This window comes from Streptomyces sp. NPDC000983 (assembly GCF_040299205.1).
Classification (GTDB): Bacteria; Actinomycetota; Actinomycetes; order Streptomycetales; family Streptomycetaceae; genus Streptomyces.
Map to the genome: position 1 here is coordinate 67,523 of NZ_JBEPBM010000007.1, position 11,736 is coordinate 79,258.

At 71.3% G+C, this 11,736-nt stretch carries 7 protein-coding genes; 6 read left to right on the plus strand and 1 reads right to left on the minus strand.

All coding sequences use genetic code 11. The annotated features are described in order from the left end of the window. The first annotated feature begins 21 nt into the window (after nucleotides 1-21). The 6 genes from ABT296_RS10215 to serA all read left to right on the plus strand — a co-directional run bounded on the left by ABT296_RS10215 (nucleotide 22) and on the right by serA (nucleotide 10,171). Nucleotides 22-996: a 2-hydroxyacid dehydrogenase gene (locus tag ABT296_RS10215; protein ID WP_351925324.1), complete on the plus strand. Its 975-nt coding sequence runs from the start codon at nucleotides 22-24 to the stop codon at nucleotides 994-996. A gap of 387 nt (nucleotides 997-1,383) precedes the next feature. Then, nucleotides 1,384-4,464, plus strand: coding sequence for a putative bifunctional diguanylate cyclase/phosphodiesterase (locus ABT296_RS10220; RefSeq protein ID WP_351925326.1), 3,081 nt, complete (start codon nucleotides 1,384-1,386; stop codon nucleotides 4,462-4,464). A gap of 327 nt (nucleotides 4,465-4,791) precedes the next feature. Further along, nucleotides 4,792-6,648, plus strand: a complete 1,857-nt coding sequence (locus ABT296_RS10225) for an acetolactate synthase large subunit (RefSeq protein ID WP_351925328.1) — start codon at nucleotides 4,792-4,794, stop codon at nucleotides 6,646-6,648. Nucleotides 6,649-6,668: 20 nt separating this feature from the next. Continuing rightward, nucleotides 6,669-7,193, plus strand: a complete 525-nt coding sequence (gene ilvN, locus ABT296_RS10230; RefSeq protein WP_351925330.1) for an acetolactate synthase small subunit — start codon at nucleotides 6,669-6,671, stop codon at nucleotides 7,191-7,193. Between the two features lie 118 nt (nucleotides 7,194-7,311). After that, the gene (gene ilvC, locus ABT296_RS10235) at nucleotides 7,312-8,310 is read left to right on the plus strand and encodes a ketol-acid reductoisomerase (protein WP_351925332.1); all 999 of its coding nucleotides are present in this window, start codon (nucleotides 7,312-7,314) and stop codon (nucleotides 8,308-8,310) included. Between the two features lie 271 nt (nucleotides 8,311-8,581). Continuing rightward, entirely contained in the window at nucleotides 8,582-10,171 is a 1,590-nt protein-coding gene (gene serA / locus ABT296_RS10240) for a phosphoglycerate dehydrogenase (RefSeq protein WP_351925334.1), read from the plus strand. A gap of 39 nt (nucleotides 10,172-10,210) precedes the next feature. Here the strand turns inward: serA and ABT296_RS10245 are convergent, their stop codons facing one another. Next, nucleotides 10,211-11,734, minus strand: a complete 1,524-nt coding sequence (locus ABT296_RS10245) for an MFS transporter (protein WP_351925336.1) — start codon at nucleotides 11,732-11,734, stop codon at nucleotides 10,211-10,213. Between the last annotated feature and the right edge of the window lie 2 nt (nucleotides 11,735-11,736).

The window sequence follows — 11,736 nt, forward strand, 5'->3', positions numbered from 1 at the left end:
GCCTGACATAGCCTCCTGGGCATGACTGCTGACGTGTGGCTTCCCATCCCCCCGGAAGAGATCGAGGGCCTTCCCGAGGGGCCGGACTATGTCTTCTGGGACGGCGCCGAGGAGTTCCCCGCGGACCCCGCCGCCTGCGCGTTCTACGTCGTCCCCTACATGAGGCCACCGGCCGTCGGGCAGCGCCCGCTGCCCAAGATGAGCTCCGTCGAGGTCGTCCAGACCCTGTCCGCCGGCACCGACCACATCGAGCCGGGACTGCGGCACCTGCGCCCCGGCGTCGCGCTGTGCAACGCCCGCGGGGTCCACGAGGCGAGCACGGCCGAACTCACGCTCGCCCTGATCCTCGCCTCGCTGCGCGGCATCCCGGACTTCGTGCGCGCCCAGGACAAGGGGGAGTGGCTCGGCGGCTTCCGGCCCGCGCTCGCCGACAAGAACGTCCTCATCGTGGGGTACGGGTCGATCGGCGCCGCCATCGAGGACCGGCTCGTGCCCTTCGAGGTGGCGCGGGTGGCGCGCGTCGCGCGCTCCGAGCGCACCACGGCGCGCGGTGTGGTGCATCCACTCACCGAACTGCGCGCCCTGCTCCCGGAAGCGGACGTCGTCGTCCTGTCCACGCCCCTCACCGAGGCCACCCGGCACCTCGTCGACGCCGGCTTCCTGGCACGCATGAAGGACGGCGCGCTGCTGGTCAACGTGGCCCGGGGCGGCGTCGTGGACACGAAGGCCCTGCTCGCGGAGGTGGAAACCGGGCGCATCACCGCCGCGTTGGACGTCACCGACCCCGAACCCCTGCCCCCGGGGCACCCGTTGTGGCAGGCGCCCGGTGTGCTCGTCAGCCCGCACGTCGGCGGCCCCACGTCCGCCTTCGCGCCGCGGGCCAAGCGACTGCTGGCGGATCAGTTGAGCCGATTCGTGAACCGGGAGCCGCTGCGCAACGTGATCCTTACGACGGGCGCCCCCGGCGGCCCGCCGACCGACGCGGCAGCCCCGTAATCCGGTTCGGGTACCCTCCGCGACCGCTCGAACGCTTTCCGTACCCGCATCCTCGCTGGTCGTCACGGAGCGTAGAGAACCTATGTCCCTGAGTGACGAGACTGGTGTATCGTCCCGACAGGGGCTGCGCCGCGCACCGTTCGGCGCCGGGGACGGACATGTGAGACTGTGAGGGGGGCGACGGGCGATGCACGGCCTATGGACCAACGATCCGACGCGGCGGGGCCGCCGACGACCCTGGCGCACCAGCGCGCGCAGACGAGGCCAGCACGGCCAGCACGGCGGCCATCACCACCAGCAGCGCAGGCACGGCGGCCGCCGGAGGCAGACGCACCCAGCGCCCCGGGACCCGCGGGACCCCGGAGCGGCGCGGACCGGGAGGGCCCGGTGAGCTCGCCGCCCCCCACGACCACCCTCAACGGGGCGTTCCGGGCCCGGCCCGTACCGGGCGTGCGGACCGGGCGCCCGTCCTCGGGCGGCGGGACCGGTGTGCTGCCCCAACTCGTCCTGGCCCTGGTCTGCGCGGGATACGCCGTCGGTTCCGCGCTCGGCTGGGGTTCGGAGCAAGCCGCCCTGGTCATGGGGGACTTCGGGCTCAGTGTCGCGGCGGGCGCCGCCGCCGTGTCCTGTTTCCTCTACGCCCGCGACCGCCGTATCCGCTTCCGTCCCGCCTGGCTGCTGTTCGGCCTCTCCTCGCTGATGGCGGCCCTCGGCAATCTGGTCTGGGGGTGGTACGAGGTCGTCCTCGGGCAGCCCGTGCCCAGCCCCAGCTACGCGGACGGGTTCTTCCTCTGCTTCGCCCCGCCGGCCATCGTGGGGCTGCTGGTGCTCGCCAAACGCCCGGTGACCAAGGCGGGTTGGGTCTGCCTCGGCCTGGACGCCTGGCTGATCGGCGGCTCCCTGCTCACCCTCTCCTGGAGCCTGGCCCTCGCGCAGACCGCCGCGCAGTCGGAGGCGGCGAGCGTGGCGCACACCGCGCTGTCGCTGGCCTACCCGATGCTGGACATCGCCCTGGTCAGCATGGTGCTCGTGCTGCACTTCCGGCGCTCCTCGGTGAACCGCACCGCGATCAACACCGCGATCGGCGCCCTCGCGCTGACCGTGATGTGCGACGCCCTGTTCACCTCGCCGCTGATGCACAACGACTACCGCTCCGGCCAACTCCTCGACGCGGGCTGGTTCGCGGGCTCGCTGCTGCTCGCCTACGCCCCCTGGGCCACACCCCGCGCCGACGAGGCCGAGCGGCAGGAGAGCGAGCGGCAGGAGGGCGAGCGGCAGGAGGGCGAGCGGTACGCGCGCGCGGCCCGCGAGCACCCGCCGGGCGAGCGCGGCGGCGACCACCCGCATCCGCCCGCGCCGGGAGGCGATCACGGCCGGTACCCGGTGGCCCGCCCGATCGCCGGCTCGCTCGCCGCCCTCACGCCCTATCTCGCCGCCGCCGTCTGCACGTTGGGGATCCTCTACAACGTCCTCAACGGCCGCAGCGTCGACCGCGTCGTGCTCATCACCGGCGGCACCGTCGTGCTCGCCCTGGTGATGCGCCAGGGCATCATGCTGCTCGACAACATCACCCTGACCCAGGAACTGGCGCAGAAGGAGAACCACTTCCGCTCCCTGGTGCAGGGCTCCAGCGACGTCATCATGATCGCCGCCCCGAACGGCATCCTCCGCTACGTCTCCCCGGCCGCGGCCGGCGTCTACGGCCGCCCCGCGGAGGAGCTGGTGGGGACCGAACTCGCCAACCTCATCCACCCGGAGGACCTGGGCTGCGTGGTGCACGAGGTGCGCCGCTTCCTCGCCGCCGCCCCACCCGAGGAACCCACCACGCGCATCGAGTGCCGGTTCCGCTCCGGCGACGGCGGCTGGCTGAACGTCGAGTCCACCGTCAACCGGCACCACGGCGGCCTGATCTTCAACAGCCGGGACGTGACCGAGCGGGTGCGCCTCCAGGCGCAGCTCCAGCACAACGCCGAGCACGACCCGCTCACCGACCTGCCCAACCGCGCCCTGTTCACCAAGCGGGTGCAGCAGGCCCTCTCCGGCCGCCGCGCCTCCGACCGGGGGGCCGCCCTGCGCGGCACCGCCGTCCTCTTCATCGACCTCGACGGCTTCAAGGCCGTCAACGACACCATCGGGCACCAGGCCGGGGACGAACTCCTCGTGCAGGCCGCCCGACGGCTCCACGAGGCGGTGCGGCACGGCGACACCGCCTCCAGACTCGGCGGCGACGAGTTCGCCGCCCTGATCGTCGGAGACGGCACCCGGGACCGCACCGCCCGCGAACGGCACATCCTGGAACTCGCCGACCGTCTCAGGGTCACGCTCTCCCAGCCGTACGTCATCGACGGCAACGATGTCCGGGTCGCCGCCTCCATCGGCGTCGCCTTCGCCGAGCCCGGCCTCGGCGCGGGCGAGCTGCTGCGCAACGCCGACCTCGCGATGTACCGGGCCAAGGCCGCCGGGAAGGGCCGGGTCGAGCTGTACAAGCCGCAGATGCAGCAGGACGTCGTACGCAAGGCGGAGCTGGTCACCCGGCTGCGGGCCGCGCTGCACGACGGCGAGTTCGCGCTGCTGCACCAGCCGGTGGTGCGTCTCGACGACGGCCGGATCACGGCCGTGTCCGCGCAGGCGCGCTGGCGGTCCTCGCAAGGCGTGCTGTACACACCGGCCGAGTTCCTGCGGGTGGCCGAGGACAGCGACCGGACCGCCGAGCTGGGCCGGTGGATGCTCCACGAGGCCGTCGAGCAGGCCGCCGAGCGCTGCGCCACGGGGCTCACGATGCCGGTGAGCGTCCGGATGACCGCACGCCGGCTGCTGGACCGCGGGATGCCGCTGGACTCGATCGAGGCCCTGCTCACCCGGCACGCCCTGCCGTCGGGCTCGCTGGTCATCGAGGTGGCCGACACCGACGTACGGGTCGGACTGGACGAGCTGGAGCGCCGGCTGGCGGCGCTGCGCAGAATGGGCGTCCGGATCGCGCTGGACGGCTTCGGCACCGGCAGCGCGGCGATCGTCGCGCTGCGCAGGCTCCCGGTCGACGTCCTCAAGCTGGACCGCGGGCTGGTCGAGGGAGTCGTGGAGTCGGCCCGGCTGCACAAGATCACCAGCGGTCTGCTGCGGATCGCCGGCGATCTGGGGCTCCTCTCGGTGGCCGACGGAGTGGATCTGCCCGAGCAGGTGGTGGCGCTGCGCGCGATGGGCTGCACCCATGGACTGGGCATGGCGTTCTCCGGCCCGCTGGACGAGTACCGGCTGCGCAGGGCGCTCGGATCCGGCCGGTATCCGGTCCCGCACGGACCGGTGGAGCCCGCCTTCGCCGGCCTCGCGAGCGAGCCCAAGGCGCGCGTCGCCATCGAGGGCGGATGGGGCTCGGCACGCTCCGCGGACGGCGACGGCACGGGCCCGCGCAGGCCCGACGGGCTGAGCGCGATCGTGGCCTCCACCCCGACCGCGGCGCCCGGGAGGTGAGGGCGATCTCGCACGGGACCGGGGCGGTTGGGTCCGCCCCGGGTGTGCCCACGGCATGCCCGGGCGGGCCGCGGCGTCGCCCACATGTTGAGACTCCCGTCCCACCACCTTGACACGCGGTGCGTGCCGGGGGGAGGGTCAGTGCCATGCGCACCCGAATTCTCGTACTTGGAAAGCGCGTCGGCTGACGCTGAGCCCCTTGACCGCTCAGCTTCCCACTCCGGCGCGCTCCCCTCGCTTGCCTTACGGCACGAGGGGTTTTTTGTTGCACCAGCACCAGTCGTACACCGTACAAACTTCGCAAAAACCCTCAGCATCGAGAAGAGAATGCCGATGACCGAGCAGGCCACCGGGGCCCATCATCCGCAGCCGCGGCCCCGTTCCGGAGGACAGCAGTCCACGCCCGAGCACGTGACGGGTGCGCAGTCCCTCATCCGCTCTCTCGAGGAGGTCGGCGCCGACACCGTGTTCGGCATTCCCGGCGGTGCGATCCTCCCGGCGTACGACCCGCTGATGGACTCCACGAAGGTCCGCCACGTCCTGGTCCGGCACGAGCAGGGCGCCGGCCACGCCGCCACCGGCTACGCGCAGGCCACCGGCAAGGTCGGCGTCTGCATGGCGACCTCGGGACCCGGCGCCACCAACCTGGTGACCCCGATCGCCGACGCGCACATGGACTCCGTGCCGATGGTGGCGATCACCGGGCAGGTCGCCTCGAAGGCGATCGGCACCGACGCCTTCCAGGAGGCGGACATCGTCGGCATCACCATGCCGATCACCAAGCACAACTTCCTGGTCACCAAGGCCGAGGACATCCCGCGGGTGATCGCGCAGGCGTTCCACATCGCCTCCACCGGCCGCCCGGGCCCGGTCCTGGTGGACATCGCCAAGGACGCGCTCCAGGCGCAGACCACCTTCTCCTGGCCGCCCACCATGGACCTGCCCGGCTACCGCCCGGTGACCAAGCCGCACGCCAAGCAGATCCGCGAGGCCGCGAAGCTGATCACCTCCGCGAAGCGCCCGATCCTCTACGTCGGCGGCGGCGTCCTCAAGGCGTCGGCCACCGCGGAGCTGAAGGTCCTCGCGGAGCTGACCGGAGCGCCCGTCACCACCACCCTGATGGCGCTCGGCGCGTTCCCCGACAGCCACCCCCAGCACCTGGGCATGCCCGGTATGCACGGCTCGGTGGCCGCCGTGACCGGTCTGCAGAAGGCCGACCTGATCGTCGCCCTCGGCGCCCGCTTCGACGACCGCGTCACCGGCAAGCTGGACAGCTTCGCGCCGTTCGCCAAGATCGTGCACGCCGACATCGACCCGGCGGAGATCGGCAAGAACCGCGCCGCCGACGTGCCGATCGTCGGTGACGCCCGCGAGGTCATCGCGGATCTGATCCAGGCCGTGCAGAAGGAACACAGCGAGGGCCACCGGGGCGACTACGAGGCCTGGTGGAAGGACCTCTCCCGCTGGCGCGACACCTACCCGCTCGGCTACGACCAGCCCGAGGACGGCTCGCTCTCCCCGCAGCAGGTCATCGAGCGCGTCGGCCGCCTCGCCCCCGAGGGCACGATCTTCGCGGCGGGCGTCGGCCAGCACCAGATGTGGGCCGCGCACTTCATCGACTACGAGAAGCCGGCCACCTGGCTCAACTCCGGCGGCGCCGGAACCATGGGCTACGCGGTCCCGGCGGCGATGGGTGCCAAGGCCGGAGCCCCGGACCGCACCGTCTGGGCGATCGACGGCGACGGCTGCTTCCAGATGACCAATCAGGAACTGACCACCTGCGCCCTGAACAACATCCCGATCAAGGTCGCGATCATCAACAACGGCGCCCTCGGGATGGTCCGCCAGTGGCAGACCCTCTTCTACAACCAGCGCTACTCCAACACCGTGCTGCACAGCGGCCCGGAGGCGGACGGCAAGCAGCCGAGCGCCGGCACCCGGGTCCCCGACTTCGTCAAGCTGTCGGAGGCCATGGGCTGTTACGCGATCCGCTGCGAGGACCCGGCCGACCTCGACAAGGTCATCGAGGAGGCGAACTCGATCAACGACCGCCCGGTCGTCGTCGACTTCATCGTCCACGAGGACGCGATGGTCTGGCCGATGGTCGCCGCCGGCACCTCCAACGACGAGATCATGGCCGCCCGGGACGTCCGCCCCGACTTCGGCGACAACGAAGACGACTGAGCGAGAGAGACGTACAGAACATGTCCAAGCACACGCTCTCGGTCCTGGTGGAGAACACGCCCGGCATCCTGGCCCGGATCGCCGCCCTGTTCTCCCGCCGCGGCTTCAACATCGACTCGCTCGCGGTCGGCGTCACCGAGCACCCCGACATCTCCCGCATCACCATCGTGGTGAGCGTGGACGACCTGCCGCTGGAGCAGGTGACCAAGCAGCTCAACAAGCTCGTCAACGTGCTGAAGATCGTCGAGCTGGAGCCCGGTTCGGCCGTTCAGCGCGAACTCGTTCTGGTGAAGGTGCGCGCCGACAACGAGACGCGCTCCCAGATCGTCGAGATCGTCCAGCTGTTCCGCGCCAAGACCGTCGACGTCTCCCCGGAGGCCGTCACCGTCGAGGCGACCGGTTCCAGCGACAAGCTGGAGGCGATGCTCAAGATGCTGGAGCCCTTCGGCATCAAGGAACTCGTCCAGTCCGGCACCATCGCGATCGGCCGTGGTGCGCGTTCGATCACGGACCGGTCGCTGCGCGCACTCGACCGGTCGGCATAACGACGGATCCGGGCGGCCGGGACACACCGGCCGCCCGCATGCCGAGACCCCAGACCTTCCCTTCCGCCCGCCGTCATACGGTGGGACGCAACACCTGCACACAAGGAGAGAACCCAAAGTGGCCGAGCTGTTCTACGACGCCGACGCCGACCTGTCCATCATCCAGGGCCGCAAGGTCGCGGTCATCGGTTACGGCAGCCAGGGCCACGCCCACGCGCTGTCGCTCCGTGACTCGGGTGTCGACGTGCGCGTCGGTCTGCACGAGGGCTCCAAGTCCAAGGCGAAGGCCGAGGAGCAGGGCCTGCGCGTGGTGACCCCCTCCGAGGCCGCCGCCGAGGCCGACGTCATCATGATCCTGGTCCCGGACCCGATCCAGGCCCAGGTCTACGAGGAGCACATCGCCCCCAACCTCAACGACGGCGACGCGCTGTTCTTCGGCCACGGCCTGAACATCCGCTACGGCTTCATCAAGCCCCCGGCCGGCGTCGACGTCTGCATGGTCGCCCCCAAGGGTCCGGGCCACCTGGTCCGCCGCCAGTACGAGGAGGGCCGCGGCGTTCCGTGTATCGCCGCCGTCGAGCAGGACTCCACCGGCAACGCCTTCGCGCTCGCCCTGTCCTACGCCAAGGGCATCGGCGGCACCCGCGCCGGCGTCATCAAGACCACCTTCACCGAGGAGACCGAGACCGATCTCTTCGGTGAGCAGGCCGTCCTCTGCGGTGGCACCGCCGCCCTGGTCAAGGCCGGTTTCGAGACGCTGACCGAGGCCGGCTACCAGCCGGAGATCGCGTACTTCGAGTGCCTGCACGAGCTGAAGCTCATCGTCGACCTCATGTACGAGGGCGGCCTGGAGAAGATGCGCTGGTCGATCTCCGAGACCGCCGAGTGGGGCGACTACGTCACCGGCCCGCGGATCATCACCGACGCCACCAAGGCCGAGATGAAGAAGGTCCTCGCCGAGATCCAGGACGGCACCTTCGCCCAGCAGTGGATGGACGAGTACCACGGCGGCCTGAAGAAGTACAACGAGTACAAGCAGCAGGACTCCGAGCACCTGCTGGAGACCACCGGCAAGGAGCTGCGCAAGCTCATGTCGTGGGTCAACGAGGACGCGTAAGCCCTCCGCGACGGGGTCGGAGCACATCGCTCCGGCCCCGTTGTCCAGCCTGTCCAGCCACGGACGGGTGATCCTTACGCAGTGGCGCAAAGCGCCGCTCGCGGCGCCACTACACTGCTGCACAACATACGCGTCAGGCCCACAGCGTCGTGCGTCTTCCACGCGGCCAAGCGACACCGTGGGATGCCAGGCAGACCTCCACGGCGCCGCTCCCCCTCCACCGCCTGCGGCCGTCGGGACGGCCGTCCGCATCGCAACTGTGAGGACTCACGTGAGCTCGAAACCCGTCGTACTCATCGCTGAAGAGCTGTCGCCCGCGACCGTCGACGCGCTCGGCCCCGACTTCGAGATCCGCCACTGCAACGGCGCCGACCGGGCGGAACTCCTCCCGGCCATCGCCGAGGTGGACGCGATCCTGATCCGCTCGGCCACCAAGGTCGACGCCGAGGCCATCGCCGCCGCGAACAGGCTGAAGGTCGTCGCCCGCGCCGGCGTCGGCCTCGACAACGTCGACGTCTCCGCCGCCACCAAGGCCGGCGTGATGGTCGTCAACGCCCCCACCTCCAACATCGTGACCGCCGCCGAGCTGGCCTGCGGTCTGCTCGTCGCCACCGCCCGCCACATTCCGCAGGCCAACGCCGCGCTGAAGAACGGCGAGTGGAAGCGCAGCAAGTACACCGGTGTGGAGCTGGCCGAGAAGACCCTCGGTGTCGTCGGCCTCGGCCGCATCGGCGCGCTCGTCGCCCAGCGCATGTCCGGCTTCGGCATGAAGGTCGTCGCCTACGACCCCTACATCCAGCCCGCGCGCGCCGCGCAGATGGGTGTGAAGGTGCTGTCGCTGGACGAGCTGCTGGAGGTCTCCGACTTCATCACCGTCCACCTGCCGAAGACCCCGGAGACGGTCGGTCTGATCGGCGACGAGGCGCTGCGCAAGGTCAAGCCGAGCGTGCGCATCGTCAACGCCGCCCGCGGCGGCATCGTCGACGAGGAGGCGCTGTACTCCGCCCTCAAGGAGGGCCGCGTCGCCGGCGCCGGTCTCGACGTGTACGCGAAGGAGCCCTGCACGGACTCCCCGCTCTTCGAGTTCGACCAGGTCGTCGCCACCCCGCACCTCGGCGCCTCCACCGACGAGGCGCAGGAGAAGGCCGGCATCGCCGTCGCCCGCTCGGTGCGCCTCGCGCTCGCCGGTGAGCTCGTGCCCGACGCGGTGAACGTCCAGGGCGGTGTCATCGCCGAGGACGTCAAGCCCGGTCTGCCGCTCGCCGAGCGCCTCGGCCGGATCTTCACCGCGCTCGCCGGCGAGGTCGCGGTCCGCCTCGACGTCGAGGTCTACGGCGAGATCACCCAGCACGACGTGAAGGTGCTCGAACTCTCCGCGCTCAAGGGTGTCTTCGAGGACGTCGTCGACGAGACGGTCTCCTACGTCAACGCCCCGCTGTTCGCGCAGGAGCGCGGTGTCGAGGTGCGGCTGACGACCAGCTCGGAGTCGGCCGACCACCGCAACGTCGTCACCGTGCGCGGCACCCTGGGCAACGGCGAGGAGGTCGCGGTCTCCGGCACGCTGGCCGGCCCCAAGCACCTGCAGAAGATCGTCGCGGTCGGCGAGTACGACGTCGACCTCGCCCTCGCCGACCACATGGTGGTGCTGCGCTACGAGGACCGTCCCGGTGTCGTCGGCACCGTCGGCCGGGTCTTCGGCGAGGCGGGCATCAACATCGCCGGTATGCAGGTCTCGCGCGCGGTCGCCGGCGGCGAGGCGCTCGCGGTGCTGACCGTGGACGACACGGTGCCGGCCTCCGTGCTGGCCGAGGTCGCCGAGGAGATCGGCGCGACGTCCGCGCGAGCGGTCAACCTGGCCTGACCCGCCGCCCGGGGGCCGAGGCCCCCGGGACGGCCCCCGTCATCGAACGCCGGTCGGACCGAGCAGCTCGGTCCGACCGGCGTTCGTGCGTTCCCGCGGCAGGTACATCACCGCGAGCACCGCCGCCCCCGTCAGTGCGACCGCCCCGGCGACCGCCGCCCCGTGCATCCCGCTGGTGAACGCCTCCCGTGCGACCGCCGCGAGGCCCGGCGTGGAGTCGGCGACCGCCAGGGCCCCGCCCAGCGTCTCGCGGGCCGGTTCCGGTGCCGAGGCCGGCATCTCGTGGCGGTAGACCGCCGTACCGATCGAGCCGAGCAGGGCCATGCCCAGCGCGCCGCCGAACTCCGAGCCCGTCTCCATCAGCGAGGACGCCGAGCCCGCCCGCTCCACCGGGGCGAGGCCCATCGTCAGGTCCATGATCTGGGACATCGCCACGACACCGCCGACCGCGAGCGCCGCGCACCCGGCGAGCAGCAGCCCCAGCGAGTCCGTCCCGACCAGGAACAGCAGCCCGAAGCCGGACGCGGAGATCAGCAGGCCGGCGGCGACGACATGGGCCCGCTCGACGCCCTTGTGCACCAGCTGGGTGGCGAACGGTGCGGCCGCGCCGATCGGCACCGAGGGCAGCAGCGCCCACAGGGCCGCTTCCAGCGCGCTCTTGTCGAGCACCGACTGCAGATACTGCGTGGTGAAGTACGCCGAGCCCATGATCCCGAACGCCGAGACCAGGTTCAGCCCGACCGCGGGGGCGAAGCCCCGGCCGCGGAACAGGGCGGGGGAGATCATCGGTGACGCCGTCGTGCGCTGGCGGTGCACGAAGAGGGCCGTGAAGAGCAGGCCGACGGTGATCGAGACGACGTAGCGGACGTTCCAGCCCTCGGAGGGGATCTCCTTCAGTCCGTAGATCACGGGCAGTACGGCCGCCATGGAGAGCGGGACGCTCAGCAGGTCGAAGCGGCCGGGGGCGGGGTTGCGCGACTCGGGGAGCAGCAGCGGGCCGAGGACCAGCAGCAGGGCCATGGCGGGCAGGTTGACCAGGAAGACCGAGCCCCACCAGAAGTGCTCCACGAGCACGCCGCTCATGACGGAGCCGAGCGCGATCCCGGCCGTCATCACCCCGGACCACAGGCCGATCGCCTTCGCCCGCTGGGCGGGGTCGGTGAACATCGTGCGCAGGATGGCCAGCGTCGAGGGCATCAGGGTCGCCCCGCCGATGCCGAGGACCGCGCGGGCCGCGATCAGCGTCTCGGCGCTGTCCGCGTACGCCGCCACCAGGGAGGCGGCGCCGAAGGCCGCGGCGCCGGTCAGCAGCAGGCGGCGGTGGCCCACGCGGTCGCCGAGCGCGCCCATGGTCATCAGCAGTCCGGCCAGGACGAAGGCGTAGATGTCGAAGATCCACAGCTGCTGGGTGCCGCTCGGCTCCAGGTCGGCGCCGATCGCCGGGATCGCGAAGTAGAGGACGGAGACGTCCATCGAGACCAGCAGCAGCGGCAGCATCAGCACGCTCAGCGCGGTCCATTCGCGCCGTCCGGCACGCGGGGGAGGGGTCGGGTTCGTCGTCATGC

Excerpts from the sequence above, each read along its gene's own strand:
- ABT296_RS10215 (WP_351925324.1), top strand. The coding sequence starts at position 22 with ATGACTGCTGACGTGTGGCTTCCCATCCCCCCGGAAGAGATCGAGGGC.
- ABT296_RS10225 (WP_351925328.1), top strand. The coding sequence starts at position 4,792 with ATGCCGATGACCGAGCAGGCCACCGGGGCCCATCATCCGCAGCCGCGG.
- ilvN (WP_351925330.1), top strand. The coding sequence starts at position 6,669 with ATGTCCAAGCACACGCTCTCGGTCCTGGTGGAGAACACGCCCGGCATC.
- ABT296_RS10245 (WP_351925336.1), bottom strand. The coding sequence starts at position 11,734 with ATGACGACGAACCCGACCCCTCCCCCGCGTGCCGGACGGCGCGAATGG.